Source organism: Exiguobacterium sp. BMC-KP, assembly GCF_001275385.1.
Taxonomy (GTDB): domain Bacteria; phylum Bacillota; class Bacilli; order Exiguobacteriales; family Exiguobacteriaceae; genus Exiguobacterium_A.
This window is the reverse complement of sequence record NZ_LGIW01000015.1, coordinates 1,838,544-1,854,382: the sequence shown is the minus strand read 5'-3', so window position 1 is coordinate 1,854,382 and position 15,839 is coordinate 1,838,544. Positions and strand designations below refer to the sequence as shown.

Annotated in this window: 16 protein-coding genes; 10 read left to right on the top strand and 6 right to left on the bottom strand. The window is 44.7% G+C overall.

What is annotated here, in order from left to right; genetic code table 11:
• Positions 1 to 3 precede the first annotated feature (3 nt).
• A complete protein-coding gene (locus ADM98_RS15395; protein ID WP_053454243.1) occupies positions 4 to 633 on the top strand; it encodes a helix-turn-helix domain-containing protein in 630 nt (209 codons plus the stop codon).
• Positions 634 to 678: 45 nt separating this feature from the next.
• Here the strand turns inward: ADM98_RS15395 and ADM98_RS15390 are convergent, their stop codons facing one another.
• From ADM98_RS15390 to ADM98_RS15380, 3 genes are all read right to left on the bottom strand, one after another.
• A complete protein-coding gene (locus ADM98_RS15390) occupies positions 679 to 1,116 on the bottom strand; it encodes a hypothetical protein (RefSeq protein ID WP_053454242.1) in 438 nt (145 codons plus the stop codon).
• Between the two features lie 66 nt (positions 1,117 to 1,182).
• Complete coding sequence (locus ADM98_RS15385; protein WP_053454241.1) at positions 1,183 to 2,382, bottom strand: ABC transporter permease; 1,200 nt, start codon at positions 2,380 to 2,382, stop codon at positions 1,183 to 1,185.
• Positions 2,372 to 3,265: an ABC transporter ATP-binding protein gene (locus tag ADM98_RS15380; protein ID WP_053454240.1), complete on the bottom strand. Its 894-nt coding sequence runs from the start codon at positions 3,263 to 3,265 to the stop codon at positions 2,372 to 2,374. The genes ADM98_RS15385 and ADM98_RS15380 overlap by 11 nt, the downstream gene beginning before the upstream one ends.
• A gap of 179 nt (positions 3,266 to 3,444) precedes the next feature.
• Between ADM98_RS15380 and ADM98_RS15375 the strand changes: the two genes are divergently transcribed.
• Both ADM98_RS15375 and ADM98_RS15370 read left to right on the top strand, forming a co-directional pair.
• Positions 3,445 to 4,383: a VOC family protein gene (locus tag ADM98_RS15375; protein ID WP_053454239.1), complete on the top strand. Its 939-nt coding sequence runs from the start codon at positions 3,445 to 3,447 to the stop codon at positions 4,381 to 4,383.
• Positions 4,380 to 4,976, top strand: a complete 597-nt coding sequence (locus ADM98_RS15370) for an alpha/beta hydrolase (RefSeq protein ID WP_053454238.1) — start codon at positions 4,380 to 4,382, stop codon at positions 4,974 to 4,976. Before ADM98_RS15375 ends, ADM98_RS15370 begins: the two co-directional genes overlap by 4 nt.
• A 59-nt stretch (positions 4,977 to 5,035) precedes the next feature.
• On the opposite strand, the gene ADM98_RS15365 is transcribed toward ADM98_RS15370, so the two are convergent.
• Both ADM98_RS15365 and ADM98_RS15360 read right to left on the bottom strand, forming a co-directional pair.
• Positions 5,036 to 5,503 carry a hypothetical protein gene (locus ADM98_RS15365; RefSeq protein WP_053454237.1) on the bottom strand — a complete coding sequence of 156 codons (468 nt, stop codon included), beginning with the start codon at positions 5,501 to 5,503 and terminating at the stop codon, positions 5,036 to 5,038.
• Positions 5,504 to 5,844: 341 nt separating this feature from the next.
• Positions 5,845 to 6,585, bottom strand: a complete 741-nt coding sequence (locus ADM98_RS15360) for an SGNH/GDSL hydrolase family protein (RefSeq protein ID WP_053454236.1) — start codon at positions 6,583 to 6,585, stop codon at positions 5,845 to 5,847.
• Positions 6,586 to 6,627: 42 nt separating this feature from the next.
• Here ADM98_RS15360 and ADM98_RS15355 point away from each other — a divergent pair, with 42 nt between their 5' ends.
• The 3 genes from ADM98_RS15355 to pgmB all read left to right on the top strand — a co-directional run bounded on the left by ADM98_RS15355 (position 6,628) and on the right by pgmB (position 8,925).
• Positions 6,628 to 7,689, top strand: coding sequence for an acyltransferase family protein (locus tag ADM98_RS15355; protein WP_053454235.1), 1,062 nt, complete (start codon positions 6,628 to 6,630; stop codon positions 7,687 to 7,689).
• Positions 7,690 to 7,746: 57 nt separating this feature from the next.
• Positions 7,747 to 8,079: an Asp23/Gls24 family envelope stress response protein gene (locus ADM98_RS15350; protein ID WP_235504910.1), complete on the top strand. Its 333-nt coding sequence runs from the start codon at positions 7,747 to 7,749 to the stop codon at positions 8,077 to 8,079.
• Positions 8,080 to 8,262: 183 nt separating this feature from the next.
• The gene (gene pgmB / locus ADM98_RS15345) at positions 8,263 to 8,925 is read left to right on the top strand and encodes a beta-phosphoglucomutase (RefSeq protein ID WP_053454233.1); all 663 of its coding nucleotides are present in this window, start codon (positions 8,263 to 8,265) and stop codon (positions 8,923 to 8,925) included.
• A gap of 152 nt (positions 8,926 to 9,077) precedes the next feature.
• On the opposite strand, the gene ADM98_RS15340 is transcribed toward pgmB, so the two are convergent.
• Positions 9,078 to 10,604, bottom strand: coding sequence for an N-acetylmuramoyl-L-alanine amidase (locus ADM98_RS15340; RefSeq protein WP_053454232.1), 1,527 nt, complete (start codon positions 10,602 to 10,604; stop codon positions 9,078 to 9,080).
• A 301-nt stretch (positions 10,605 to 10,905) separates the two neighbouring features.
• Here ADM98_RS15340 and ADM98_RS15335 point away from each other — a divergent pair, with 301 nt between their 5' ends.
• From ADM98_RS15335 to ADM98_RS15320, 4 genes are all read left to right on the top strand, one after another.
• Positions 10,906 to 11,307 carry a Rok-like winged helix domain-containing protein gene (locus ADM98_RS15335; RefSeq protein WP_023469307.1) on the top strand — a complete coding sequence of 134 codons (402 nt, stop codon included), beginning with the start codon at positions 10,906 to 10,908 and terminating at the stop codon, positions 11,305 to 11,307.
• Positions 11,308 to 11,519: 212 nt separating this feature from the next.
• Positions 11,520 to 13,895 carry an accessory Sec system translocase SecA2 gene (gene secA2, locus ADM98_RS15330; protein ID WP_053454231.1) on the top strand — a complete coding sequence of 792 codons (2,376 nt, stop codon included), beginning with the start codon at positions 11,520 to 11,522 and terminating at the stop codon, positions 13,893 to 13,895.
• Positions 13,888 to 14,697, top strand: coding sequence for an SLAP domain-containing protein (locus ADM98_RS15325; RefSeq protein ID WP_053454230.1), 810 nt, complete (start codon positions 13,888 to 13,890; stop codon positions 14,695 to 14,697). The genes secA2 and ADM98_RS15325 overlap by 8 nt, the downstream gene beginning before the upstream one ends.
• An 85-nt stretch (positions 14,698 to 14,782) precedes the next feature.
• Complete coding sequence (locus ADM98_RS15320) at positions 14,783 to 15,826, top strand: glycosyltransferase family 4 protein (RefSeq protein WP_053454229.1); 1,044 nt, start codon at positions 14,783 to 14,785, stop codon at positions 15,824 to 15,826.
• Positions 15,827 to 15,839: the final 13 nt, after the last annotated feature.

Genomic DNA, 15,839 nt, shown 5'->3' with positions numbered 1-15,839 from the left:
CGTATGCTAGACCACTCACCATATCGGGGTTACGGTGACCGGATTCGTATTCTACGGGAGCGTTCCGGTATTTCGATCGAACAGCTGGCAGAACGACTTGGCGTCGCACCGTATTTCATTCGTCGGACGGAACTCAGCGAAGTCTATCCAACAAAACCATACATCGAGGCACTGGCTGATGCTCTGAACATCGATCCAAGTTATTTGGCTCGTCATATTTGGACAGGAGAATCGTTGAAATTCATCATGCAACAGAAAACGCCGCTCGAAGAGATGAAGCTTGCTTATGAACAGACACTCGGACAGGACGGGACGTGGGTCGAAGAACAGCTGGAAGAGCGAATGCGTCTGTTTGATTTAATGTATGATGAAGACGTCAAACGAATTGAACAGACAATGAGTGCTACGGAACAGCGCATCTTTCACGAACTGGTCGAAGCTGTGATGGAGGCAGGAGAGTTACAACGGGATCAAGCAGAAGAGACGTATGAACTGTTTGAGGATAAACTGCCATCCATGATGCAACTCGACGAGTATCTTGACCGGATGACAGAAGGTGTATCGTTAGCTCGTTCAACGTATTACGCTGATTACAGTGATCGAAAAAGTCGGTCCCGCTATCACCGAAAATAAAAAGTCGCTGTCTTCTGATTGACGTTCAGAAGACAGCGACTTTTTTTAACGCGTATTATGTTGTGACATTTGACGTAAACGTGGATTTTTAATACGTGTCCGACCAATGATGAATCCGATGATCGCATTTGCAATGACAAGTACCCAACCGACATAGCCAAAATTGAGGGTCAAGCTACCAAGCATCGCTTGCCATTTGAAAATCATCATCATATCACCGCGCAAGACGAAGCGAGCGATGCAGACGAGCAGGACAGTCAGCCCAGCGATGAAGACACCAATCCAGCTACCGTATAAACGGGAAGACTGGCGGCGGACCGCAACGAAGGACCAGCAAAAGAGACTGGCGACGAATGTCATACCACCGTAAGCAAGGACGAGTTCCCATGTTGCACTCGCCTGCGGAAATTTCGTGAACATGACAAGAGACGAGACCATGGCAGCAGCTGTGAAAAGAATTGCTGCCCAAAAACGAGACCGCATAACGTAGTTCCTCCTCAGGACTTTTTCTCACCTAACGATAGCGGAAACGATTCGTCTTGTAAACTGTTACCGGCGACCGCTTAAGATTCGACGGAGTTGTTTGAGTGGGTTCGATCCATAGAATAAAACGCCACCCCGATAGAATTTCGTTCCGACGAACAGGGCAAGTGTGATACTGATCAGCATCAAGATGAGCGAAATCGAAACTTGCCATACTGGTACATCGGTTAACATGACACGTAGGAACATGACCATCGGTGTAAAGAACGGAACGAACGATAAGACGACGACGGCTTGGTTCGTTGGAGCATTCAGACTAAACATCGAGATCATGAAGGCAGCGACGATCAATAAGATGACCGGTAACGTGACTTGTTGTGCATCTTCGACGCGGCTGACGAGTGAACCGAGTGCTGCGAGTAACGTGGCATATAGGAAGTATCCGAGCAAGAAGAAGACGAACAGATAAATGATCGTCCGTGCACTTAAGGAATCGAGTGATAACTGATCAAATAAGCTACTACTTTGGGCACTGTAGTATCCGACGCCAACGAGAATCGATAACTGCACGAGACTGACCGTTGCGATCGAGAGAATCTTCGCGAGCATATGTTGGATTGGACTTGCTGCTGAAATCAACAACTCCATGACACGGGATGATTTTTCATTCGCGATTTCTGTGACGATCATACCGCCGTAGATGGCAATCGTGAAATACATCAAGAACAACAACACGTAGACAAGAGCAGAAGCAGCAAAGAGTTCATCCTCACTTTTTCCACCTGTCGACGTCAACTCTTGTTTGACAGGAACAGGTTTAGCGAGTGAAGCAAGGACGTTCGGATCGATTTCAGCGTCCGTGATGACGGCTTGATCACGGACTTGTTTGACGACCGTTGCGACCTGTGTTTGTAATTCAGATTCAGGACTAGCACTGACGAGTGTCACGTCATAGGAATCCTGAACGATTGCTACGGCATCAAATGTACCGCGATCAACTGCTTTTCGTGCTTCAGCGACCGTATAGTTCTTCGTCGTGATATCTGAAGTGACACCAGCCTTCTTCAAGGCAGGACGAAGGTCCGTCGATAATTCACTGACGAGAGCAACTTTCGGATCGTCACCCGAAAACCAGTCGAGAATCCGCTCGATATTACCAAAGCCGACGAGAAACAGAACCATCAGGACTGTCGAAATCAAAAAGCTTTTAGCACGCAATTTTTGGAGTAAATTGAAGCGATATAAAGTCAGGAATTTACGGTTCATAGCGTTTTCCGACCTCCTCGATGAAGATATCCTGTAGCGATAGCTGATCCCAGACGAATCGATCGACGTGATGTCCTTGGCTGACGATGTGTTGGAGAAGTTGATCAGCTGTCTCTTTCGAAGAGACTTGGACGACGTGACCGTTGTTATCTGACTCGACTTGGAGGACACCTGGCAAGCTATCCCAGAGGAGTGGTGGAGCATCTGTCGTCAAGAGGACACGTGTTTTTCCGTAACTTGCTTTGATGTCAGGGAGATAGCCGGCAACGACGGGTTTTCCATGATCGAGAATCGCGACGTGTTCGCAGAGTTCTTCGACGTGGTCCATTCGGTGACTTGAGAAGACGATCGTCGTTCCATCGACGGTCAACTTTTTGACAGCACGTTTCAATTGTTCCGCGTTGACCGGATCGAGTCCGCTGAACGGTTCATCTAAAATCAAAAGTTCTGGCTTATGTAGGACGGCAGAAATCAACTGGATCTTTTGTTGATTGCCTTTCGAGAGTTGTTCGACGCGCATTTTTTCATACTGTGGAATTTGGAAGTATTCGAGCCATTCCGTCAATGCTAGTTTCGCATCTTTCCGTTTCATATCGCGGAGTTCTGCGAGGAATAGCAATTGTTCGTCGACACGGACTTTTGGATAGAGTCCCCGTTCTTCTGGAAGGTATCCGATTTTTGAAGTCGGGATGCGCTCTCCGTTCCAGGTGATCGACCCTTCGGTCGGTTGCAGTAGACCGAGTAGCATCCGGAAGGTTGTTGTCTTCCCAGCACCGTTCGCACCAAGCAAACCAAAGATTTGCCCGCGTGGCACCTCGATCGTCAGAGCATCTACGGCCGTAAAATCGCCGAAACGCTTCGTGATTTGTTTGATTTCTAACATATGAACCTCCTTTAAAGACGTCTGTTGCACGACAAGTGTAACATTGTTACCTAGTGTCCTACGCTCTAAATTGGGTAAAGGTTCCAGAAAAGAACGATGAAAGGCTTATTAGTTTACTTTTTGTACATTAGTTACTATTATTGTGTTAACAAGACGATCTTAAAGGAGGAACGCGTCAGATGAAAACACAAGGCATCCATCACATCTCTTCGATGGTCGGAGATCCACAAGAAAATCTCGATTTTTACGGAACGATTCTCGGGCTACGATTCGTCAAAAAAACAGTCAACTTCGATGATCCAGGAACGTACCACTTCTACTTCGGAAACGAGTCGGGAGCGCCAGGAACAATCATTACCTTCTTTCCGTTTGAAGGTATGCCGAAAGGACAAGTCGGTGCCGGGCAAGTCGGAACGACGGCTTATGCGATTCCAATCGGTGCAGCGGATTTCTGGAAAGCGCGACTCGTAGAAAAAAATGTCTCGTTTGAAGAAACGGTTCGGTTCGAAGAGCAACAAATTGCCTTTGAAGATCCACACGGTCTTCAGATTGAACTCGTCGAACGCGAGGCGGGACCAAATAGTCGTTATGAAATCGATGGCATCACGCGAGACGTCGCAATCAAAGGATTTGCGGGAGCGACGTTACTGTCACGAGATCCGGTGGATACAGCGAAGTTACTGACAGACACATTCGGACTGACACTTAGCAAACGGACGGAAACCGTCGATCGTTACATCGCAGAGGGTGAGTTCGGAAATGTCGTCGACGTCGTCCACGATCATATTCCAGCTGGGCGTCCGGGGACCGGGACTGTTCACCACATCGCGTGGCGGGCGACCGATCAACGCGAGCAACTGGACTGGATGAAAGAGATTAACGCATTTGGTTTGATGACGACCGAAGTAAAGGATCGTAATTATTTCACTTCGATTTATTTCCATGATCGCGGACGAATTCTCCATGAGATCGCGACCGACAATCCAGGATTCGCGATCGATGAAAATTTCGAGACGCTCGGAGAAGACTTGAAGCTACCGGAACAATTCGAAGACCATCGCACAGCGATCACGAATCATGTAACACCTATTACTGTACCGAAGGGGAGACTCGTATGATTCATTTATATCAAGCACCAAAAACAGCAGACGCACCAATTTTTTTATTATTACACGGAACAGGAGGGACGGAACAAGATCTTGTTGGACTTGTCTCTTTGTTAAACCCAGAAGCAGGTTACTTGTCCGTTCGCGGGGAAGTCTCGGAAAACGGAATGCCACGGTTCTTCAAACGACTCGCTGAAGGTGTCTTCGATGAAGAAGACCTCGCTTTACGAACAGCACGATTGATTCAATTTTTACGCGAGCAAGCAACAGAACGTGATTTTGCCATTGATCGTCTGATCCCGGTCGGCTATTCGAACGGAGCAAATATTGCGGCGAATATGATGTTTGAAGAAGCGCTCTTTAAACAAGCAATTCTACTCCATCCGATGGTACCGCGTCGCGGAGTGGCGTTACCTAACTTATCGAACGTTCGTGTCTTCATCGGTGCTGGCAGCAATGATCCGATTTGTCCGGCTCAGGAAACGGAAGAGTTGTCAGCACTCTTGACGGAGGCCGGTGCATCAGTCGACGTCACGTGGTCGAATTATGGTCATCAACTCGTCATGCCAACGATTGAAGCAGCAACGGGTTGGTTAAAACACTAAAAAAGGGCTGTCCCATCTGCTTCTCTTATAGAAGGCGATGGGGCAGTCCTCTTTTCGTTTCAAGCAGGGTGATCACTTTTTGGGCGAGAATAGACAATCAGCACACCGCGCTCGACAAGTTGGAGGGCGAGCGTTTGTTTCACTTCTTCCGATGCTTTCGTCTGGGCAAGTTGTCGATAGAGCAGACGAAGTTCACGACGCATCGTCTTGCGAATCAACCACATGCTATCAATCGTCGTACACCAACCCGTAACGGTCTCGTGTCCGATGTAATACTGGGTCTGACGTTCAAGATAATGAATCCACCACTCGTCACGTGCCATTTTCAGTACGACACCTGTAAGCCCAAGTACAAGGATGGCGAGGGGAATGCTTTCATATAAAGGAAGACGTCCAAGAACGGTGCCAACATCCGTGACGAGAGCAAGCATTACCCACCCTATGCATCCGATGACAAGCCAATATCCAAAGTTGAGCGTACTTCGATGTCGTAACGTTACTTTCGGCGTAATCAATGAAGTGGCCATCAGAAACACCTCCTTGTTAAATAATCGAATTTTCTGACAATTTGTAGTTGTCCTTCTACTATAGTTAACTTTTCCCGAATCGTCTAGTCATTAGACACGGAAAATGTGTTTCTTTCTTGACGAAATTCGTGTACGCTAAATGTAGAAGTGAGCGGTTACATAAAAGGGGGATATCACGTCATGATGGATCAAGTTGTCTGGATTGCTGTCGGAATCGTTGCCGTTGCTGTTTTTTCAGCATCGAGCGTCGCAGCGTATATGGGTGTTAAAAACCAAGAAGATTAATCAAGAAAAAAAGTGGCTTACTCTAACGATGAGAGTGAGCCACTTTTTAATATGGATTATTTTGTCGCAGTCAGATTGGACTTCGTTGCATATGGCTTTAACGCATCGTTCCAGCGAAGATACCCACCACCGACAAGATGAAGACCATCATACGTCAGTCGATTTTGAAGATACCCTTGTTTGTTTGTCAAAACAGGTCTTAAATCGACGAACGGTACATCAATTGACTGAGCAAGATTTTGTAAATTTCGATTCAATGCTTCGACATCTCGGTTGATTCGGACGGAATCCGAATATTTCGGTGCCACAGGAACGGTTGACTGAATGACGACATCGATGTTATTTTTTCGAAGTGTCGTCACGATCGTCGTCATGTTCTCCGTAATCTGAGGAATTGGAGTGAAGTGACGGATATCATTGATGCCACCCATCAAGAAAACACGCTTTGGTTTCATCTCAATGATGAGGTCGAGACGTGTCAAAAATCCTTCGGTCGTATCACCTGGAATACCGAAGTTAACGATTGTAGGATCTTTCATCAAAATCCGCCAATCTGCAAAATTCGTCATCGAGTCACCTAACATGACAGCGTTTGCCGATTTTGGGTATTGATAAGTATGGAATAGACTATTCAAACGGACATAGTTCGGATTCTTATCGTATTGGAAGGTCGTGATTGGAGTCGTACTCGTTGCAGGTAAGACGCTTTCGAACATTTCGAGCGGTTTACGTCCCAGTAACAATGCAAGGAGAACGACGTTTACGACGACAGATAGAATCAGGAGTGTCTTTTTCATAAACATTCGTTCCTTTCGAGGGAGTATAAGGGGTAGTGTAACATGAATCGGAATCCGTGGTTTGATAATATTAAAGGTTTTCTTGTCATTTTCGTCGTCATTGGTCACATGCTGACGGATTTACGGTTTGATTATGATGGAAAATTACTCGAAACGGTCTATCTATTGATTTATTCGTTTCATATGCCATTATTCATTATTTTAAGCGGTTATTTCTTCCGCGAAAACAAGTATTTACGTGTCATCCAGCTCTTTGCGGTATATTGTGTCTGGCAAATCTTAATCGGATCTTGGGCGACTTTGGGAGAAGGAAATCCGATTTTCTCAGGAGAAAATATTGGAACACATTTATTACGTCCCTACTGGGCACTTTGGTATTTGTTCGTCATGGTCGTTTGGTATATCGTGACACCTTACGTCGTTCATTTACGCGGCTACGTCTGGTTCGGTCTCGCGTTTGCTCTGCTGTATGGTTTTGAGCTTGAGAATACAGGGTTCTTAGCACTTCGTAAGTTGATTATGTTCTATCCGTACTTCTTACTCGGTAACTATTTATCAGAACACGAATTCATCCGGATCTTTGAAATGCCGAAAAACTTCAAGCGACGGATGAACGTCCGCCTAATCGGCGGTATCACTTTCGCAGCCGTCATGGGCTTCTTATTATTTGAAGCGTGGCGCGATACACCGCAGGAAATCGTCGACTTCGCGAATGCGTTTAAGCATCGTTTCCCATATGTCGAACAATACGATAGTGATGCCTGGTTAGGTGTCATCAAACACAGCGTCATCTATTTCTTATCGATTGCGGCTTCTCTTGGGTTCATGATGTTGATTCCGATGCGCCGCTTACCGCTCATCACGCGCGCTGGAGAACTCAGCCTCTACGTCTATTTGCTCCACGTCTTCTTCGTCATGGCGTGGCGCCAGTATGTGACGGATGCGTTCGTACCGCAACCGTGGCTAGCGTTGTTAATCATGATCGGTGTTGCCTTGTTGATCGTCGGTATCATCATACACCCGCTCGTCGTCCGTGTCCTCCGTCCTTTGATTGAGATTGATATTCGTCCAATCGTTGAGAAGCGGGAAGACCTTTCAAAATAAGACGGAATGCTTTACACTTTAAGGTAGATGGATTACAAGACGAAGGGCGTGGAAGGAATGTCATATAATTTAAATAACGCAGACGGTGTTGTGAACGTCTCGCAACAAGTCATCGAGGTCATAGCAGGCGTAGCCGTTCAAGAAACGGAAGGGATCGCCTTCACAGCAGACGATTCAAAATTGCAAGAGAAACAGATGGTTAAACTCGTGAAGGTCGAAGATGTCGGCGGCGAGATTACAGTCAGTTTGTCTGTTCATATCAAGTACGGGATGTCGATCATCAAGACGGCGGGGAAAGTGCAGGAGCGGATTGCACAAGACATGGAGAACATGTTAGCGTTCCAGCCGAAAGCAATCAACGTCCGAGTGATTGGTCTCTTAAAAGGATAACAGTACGAAAAACACTTTGCTGAAATCGCAAGGTGTTTTTCTTTTTAAGTAAAACATTTGATAACGCTTGCAAAGAGATGAGAGAATTAGTAAAATTATTCGTGAGGCAAGTGCAATCGTTTGCACAACGTGTCATTCGATTTCTTGCCTTTCATGGACGATGTATGAAAGGATGGATGTCGGATGGCACCAACGATCGAAGCGGTCATTTTTGATTTAGACGGCGTAATCACGGATACAGCAGAGTATCACTACTTAGCGTGGAAACAATTAGGAGAGGATCTAAATATCCCGTTCGACCGGGAATTTAATGAGACATTAAAAGGTGTTAGCCGAATGGATTCACTCGAGCGTATCCTTGCGCTCGGTGGAAAACAGGATGCTTTTTCGGAGGATGAGAAGCTAGCGCTCGCTGCGAAGAAGAACGAACACTACGTCACATTGATCCAGCATATCTCTGAACAGGATCTTCTTCCTGGAATCACTGCATTCCTCGATGAAATCCGAAGCGCTGGGCTGAAAATCGGGATGGCGTCCGCTTCTAAAAATGCGCTGATGGTCGTCGAGGCATTAAAGGTTCGACATTATTTTGATGACATCGTAGATGCTGCAACCGTTGCACAATCGAAACCACACCCTGAAGTGTTTCTCCGTGCTGCGGAAGCACTCGACGTCGAGCCGAGTCGTTGCATCGGTGTAGAAGATGCGACAGCGGGCATCACTGCCATCCATGCCGCCGGTATGTATGCCGTCGGCGTAGGACCGGAATCGGCGCTCCATGAGGCAGACTATCGTGTCGATTCGACAGATTTGCTTTCCCTTGAGCAAATACTCGCTAGTCGCTAACTGAGATTGATTCATTCCCTGATGACTGAATCTCGATCAACCTCTCTTTTCTTTTCTTTTATGTGTAAGAAAAAGAAGTGATTTCCCTGAATCTCTTCTTTTTCAAAAAAATAACGCTCAGCCGCATCATACGGCTGAGCGTTATTTTTTGGTTAAAGGGAAGAAAGAATCGCGTTTGCTACTGCATCCGCATATCGTTGCTGATAAGAAGGAGAAACGAGTTTCGCCCGGTCATTGGCGTTAGATAGGAATCCAAGTTCCGTTAACGTAGCGGGTGCATTCGTACCACGAAGGACAGCAAGGTTACCGAATTTAATACCACGGTCACGTAATCCAATCGAGTTAACGAGATTGTTTTGAAGATTTCGTGATAAAGCAACAGATGCGTTGCCTCTGTAATAGAAGTTTTCAGCGCCATAAGCACTTGTTGAAGACGCAGCATTAATATGAATACTGACGAAGATGTTTGTCTTATGGGCATTTGAGATGACGCTACGATCCGTTAACGAAGGGTAGTAATCATTCGTGTAACGTGTCAACTTCACGTCGACTGTTTTGGAAAGTCGTTCGGCTACGAGTTTAGCTACTGACATGACGATATCACGTTCATAAATACCGTATCGTGCGGCACCGACATCATGACCACCATGACCTGGGTCTAAGACGACGAGTGGACGAGAAGACATAGAAGGCTGGAAGAGCGAGAGATACGTCGCTTCGACATATCCATAACGTCCATCAGATGTTTTGACAGCGACGAATCCTTTTGTCTTATGTAAAGCATTCGTTACCGTGACAACTGAACCACGTGGCAGTGTACCGATAGAAGGACTGATTGAACTTGCACCAGACCGTAATGTCAAGGAATCATTAAAAGGAACGAGAACATACATCGTCGTACCTGAATAATCAGCTGCAGATCCGACAGGTGGTAAAGAAGCGGAAGAAGATGTCGTTTTCTTTAAGTAACTTCCTGAGACATATCCTTTTTTACTACCGTAAGACACTTGGTACCAGTTATCTTTTCGGTACGAAGAGGTAACGATCTTTCCTTTAGGAATCGTTAACAGTTTAGCTGAGGTAGCAGAATTCGATGTGCGTAAATTCAATGCATCCAACGTAATGTAGTTCGTTTTCGCAAATGTCGTACCGACAGAACTTGTTGAGACGGCCGCTTTCTTTTTCAAGTAAGAGCCAGCAACATAGCCTGTTTTAGATTTGTAAGAAACTTTGTACCAGCTTCCCTTTTTGTATGAAGAGGAAAGTGTTGTTCCTTTAGGAATCGTCAATAATTTAGTCGAAGTAGCAGAATCAGATTTGCGTAAGCTCAACGAATCCGATGTTGTATAGTTCGTTTTGGTAAATGATGTACCAACAGTACTAGCCTTGACGGCCGCTTTCTTTTTCAAGTAGCTTCCTGAGACGTAACCTGTCTTAGAACTGTAAGAGACTTTGTACCAGTTTCCTGTTTTATACGAAGAAACAACTGATTTCCCTTTAGGAATCGTCAACAATTTCTTAGAGGAAGTAGTAGCAGAGGAGCGAAGGTTCAATGCATCTGTTGTTTGATAAGTAGCTTTCGCGATAGAAGCAGCAGATGCCTCGGGTGTTGGGGCGGCTACCGTGAAAAGTACGGCCGAAGCAATACTTGCGATGAAGACGGAAGTTTTAGTAGGCATAGTGTGCTCTCCTTTTAAATTTAGTATTGTAAAACAGGATATAAAAATGACAAAATGAAGAAAGATTTAAAATTATATATTAAAAACAATAATTTTCTGTTCTAGGTTCGCTCCTTTCTGTTAAGATAAAAATGGAAATCAGCAACACATAAAAAATTGCCAATATTACAAAAAAATTAAAATAACATAGAAATCATATAACAAAAAGGTAAATAAATGGTAATATTATTTCAAAAAACATACAATTGAAACATAATTGAAATATTATTGTGTCATCAATCCAAGAAAGAAGGTAAATAGTATGGATCCGAATGAACATATTTACAGAGAGCTGATGGAAATCGAAGAAGAATATCGTCGTCTTCAACGAAGAGCAGAGTACTTAGTAGCCGAGTTAAGTCGCACGAATCAGGATCATGCACAGGAAGTTTCTGTTGCGCTAGAACGTCCACTTAAACAACGAAGAGTGAATCAGCGGTACCCACTAGAAGTTTACGTACACCAAATCAGTGATTTGATGCGCGAACGCGAATCAATGTCTGCACGAGATATTCAGATGGAACTCGAACTTCGTTATCGTCATCAAATCAGTAACATTTATCAACTCATGGCAAAAGTCGAACAGGCAAACCCGGCGATTCAAAAAGTGGGTCGTGGAATCTATACATATGATTCATCGGCAGAAGTTCCGATTTTTATGTAGTTTTTTCAAAAAACGTCGTTTCTTTTTTAAAGAAAGGCGTTTTTTTTGTTGAATGAATTCCAAAATAAAGATTTATTTTTAAAATAAGTAAATGATTTTCTTAAAAATGGGTTTTATCTCTTCTGTTCCATTTTTTAACTGATATAATGTATGCGTAGATGAAAAAATTGTCGGACCTGACGTCACGTGGACGTGGGGAGAGGAGAAAAACAGTGCTTCAACTCGTAAAAAATACATTCAACGAACAGTCTAAGCGACTGAAGAACTATATGAAAATCGTAAAAGAAATCAATACGTTAGAAAGTCGCTATCAAGCGATGACGGATGATGAATTAAAAAGTCAAACGATCCACCTGAAAGAACGCATCGAAGCTGGTGAGACGATTGATCAACTGAAGACGGAAGCATTTGCTCTTGTCCGAGAGGCAAGTGTTCGTACATTAGGGATGCGGCATTATGATGTTCAATTGATCGGCGGTCTTGCTTTACTAGACGGTCATATCGCGGAAATGGCGACGGGTGAAGGAAAAACGTTAGTAGCGTCACTGCCGAGTTTTACAAAAGCATTAAGCGGTAGAGGGGTTCACGTCATCACCGTCAACGACTACTTGGCTCGACGAGATGTGGATCAGATCGGAGAAATCCATCGTTTTCTTGGTCTGACAGTCGGACTAAACGTTCCCGATCTTTCGCCTGACGAAAAACGTGCTGCCTATGGCGCAGATATCACGTATGGAGTTGGTACAGAATTTGGGTTCGACTACTTGCGCGATCATCTCGTCAATCGGAAAGAAGACCGTGTGCAACGAAAACATCATTTTGCCATCATCGATGAAGTCGATAGTATTTTAATCGACGAAGCGAAAACACCACTCATCATGGCAGGAAAGGGTTCGGTGCATGAAGGGCTACAAACCGTCGCGAAGCTGATCGTATCAAAATTCCCTACAGACGCATACGAATTCGATGAAGAAATCAAAGCGGTCTCGCTGACGGATAAAGGGATTGCAATCATCGAAGAGAACTTTGCGATCGATAATCTCTTCGCAGCTGAGCATCAGGTGCTTTATCATTACATGGTTCAAGCATTGCGTGCCCATATCGTCATGAAACGAGACGTTGATTACATCGTAAAAGATGGAAAAATCGAGCTAGTTGATTTATTTACAGGACGTATCATGGAAGGACGAAGTTTGTCGGATGGGCTCCATCAAGCCATCGAAGCAAAAGAAGGCATCGCCATCACGGAAGAAAATAAAACGACGGCTCAAGTCACGATCCAACATTATTTCCGGATGTACGAACTCGTTTCGGGTATGACAGGTACTGCTCAAACTTCAAGACAAGAGCTTCTAAAAACTTACGGAATGGATGTCGTACAAGTCCCGACCAATCGTCCAAAACTCCGAGAAGATTCTTCTGACATCATTTATGCGACAAAAGAGGAAAAATATGAGGCTGTGGCACGTGCGACAAAAGAAGCTCATGCAAGACAGCAACCCGTATTGATCGGAACGACGTCCATTGAACAGTCATTTGCTGTAGCTGAAGCTTTAGATACGCATCAGTTATCGTATCAAATCCTGAATGCAAAGACGGTCGATCAAGAGACAGATATCATCCGGGATGCAGGTCGACATGGACGCATCACGATTGCGACGAACATGGCAGGTCGTGGAACAGATATTACATTGGATGAGATTGCGAAAGAAGCAGGTGGATTATTCGTCATCGGTACAGAACGTCATGAGTCGGTTCGGATCGATAACCAGCTAAGAGGACGTTCAGGACGTCAAGGAGATCCGGGTAAAAGTCAGTTCATCGTATCACTCGAAGATGACCTTGTTCGACGCTTTGCAAAGGATCGACTCGAGAAAGTCTTGAAAAAAGTAAAGACTAGTCAGCATGAACCCGTTACGTTAAAAGAAGCGCAAGCGTTATTGAGTTACGCTCAAGAAACATGCGAGGGGACGGGTTACTCGATTCGAGAGGAACTTGTTAAGCTAGATGACGTCCTTCATCAGCACCGCCTCGTCATTTATGCAATCCGTAACCAAGTGCTAGATGCAGAGGACATTCAAGATATGGTGTTACCGATGGTCGAGCGGACGGTCGAACGTATCGTAGATCGTTACCTTTCTGCAGAACTTGTACCTGAAGAATGGCCAAAGGAAGAGTTCCAATTTGCGATGAATGAATTATTACACGACGAAGTGCCGCTTCCGGAGGAGTTAGAACAACCGGAAGAGGTCAAAGCATATTATGTCAACATTGTCTCCGCTCGTCGTGAACAATTGATGGAAGAACTAAAGAATCCTGCGGTAGACGAGTTGATCCGAGATCAGCTACTAGCGTCCATTGAAGAACACTGGACGGAACATTTGACGACGATGAATACGTTAAAAGAAGGCATTCATCTTCGGAGTTACGGTCAGGAACAGCCGGTTCGGATGTATGAAAAAGAAGGCTTTGAAATCTTCAACTACACGATTGCTGAAATCGAGTATCCTGTCGCCTATGTATTACAACGACTGTCTGAATATATCATGCTAGATGAAGAAATCGAGGAGATGGAGTTAGATGTTTAATCGCAGAAAACAAATCATTTTAGAAGCAGAGGCACCAGAAAACACAGGGTTGTACAAGCCGCGATTGATCTTTACGGAAGATATGTTGATCGAGAAGGAAGATGAATACCTTTTCCGTTATCATGCCAATCAATTGCCGGACTTGGAGTTAAATCAATTATCCGTCGAAGCACTTCAAGTCGACCTATCATCTTCGCCGATTTCTATCGTCGCCTTATTTCGGAACACATTAGAAAACAGTTTTCATATAGACGGTCTTCCTATACTCGTGTTGGACGAAGCCAATCGTCTGATTGGCAGAAAAGTCCTGACGACGGAAGATATTCCGGAGTTCGTACCGATGAGTAGTATGCCATGTTGGCTAGATTTTTCCGAGGAAGAATTGTTCTTAACAGAAGAAGAAAGCTTTCCGGAAAACATTCGCCTCTTATTTAGTTTAGAAGAGACGCATGACCTCGAGGTTTCAACAGACTTCCTTGATACGGAAGCGCGACGTGTACGTCAGATGTTCTATTCCACCCCGACGTTGAAGAATGAGGAAGTCAATGTCATGAATGTCTGGAACGATAAAACAGAAAATAAGATGACAGGATTGTTTTTGATTCGCAATGGATACGACCAGACGATTCAACTCGGAACGCTACCGTTACAACTTACAAACGGAGAGCAAGTCTTGCAGACGTTACAGGTAGCGTTAACGTCTCCTATTGAAGCTAAAACGACACGTGCAATCAAAGTCGTCCTAGACGCGACGGAGTGGCAAGACCAAGAAGTTCTACAATTCCGAGTCGCACAAGCGTAAGTCAATGCTTTTTGTTTACAGAATGGGAACGAACGATTTTTGGAAGAAGAATGTGGTATAATTCGCGCAGGAGCGTGATGTTATTATGTTATGGACGGCGTCCATTGTCTGTTTCATCGCTGCATTGCTGATTACCCCCGTTGTCAAACGTTTTGCCATTGCAGTGGGCGCGGTGGATAGTCCGGATGCACGAAAAGTACATGTTCGAATCATGCCACGTTTAGGTGGACTTGCGATATACATCTCATTCATGATCGGATACTTTATCTTACAACCATCGAGTCCATATGCGACTCATATATTAGTCGGTAGTTTCGTGATCATCATGACCGGTATGTTGGATGATCGTTTTCAACTGAATGCTAGGCTGAAGTTAATGGGACAAATCGTAGCGGCAGTCATCGTTTTAAATGGTGGGATTCGAATCGAATTCATCAATTTGCCGTTTGATCAACAGCTGTATCTCGGCTGGTGGAGTGTTCCATTGACCTTCTTGTGGGTCATCGGTATCACGAATGCCGTCAATTTGATTGATGGTTTAGACGGACTAGCTGCTGGCGTATCGAGTATCGTCTTGTTGACGCTAATTAGTTTGGCTGTGATTCAAGGGAACGTCTACGTGACGATCGTTGCGATTCTCTTGCTGATGAGTACGCTCGGTTTCTTGTTTCATAATTTTTATCCGGCAAAGATTTTCATGGGAGACACGGGTTCGCTGTATCTTGGATATATGTTGGCCGTACTTTCCCTGCTTGGATTCAAAAATGTAACTTTATTCTCACTTGCTGTACCGGTCATTTTGCTCGGGATCCCAATTTCAGATACGCTGTTCGCTATTTTGCGTCGTATGTTACAAGGGAGACCACCGTTCGCACCCGATAAAGAGCATTTGCATCATCGTCTACTTGATTTAGGATTTACGATGAGACAAGCCGTTTTAGTCATCTACGGACTTTGTGGTGTGTTCGGAATGACGGCAATCCTCTTTTCACAAACGAACTCTCTCGGTGCGTTCATTTCACTCGTCATTCTATTGATCGTACTTGATATTTTAGTCGAATCGTTAGGATTGCTAGGGGATAAATATCGACCGATTCTCAAACTATTAGAACGTCTTACAACTAAATGATTTAAAAAGATCG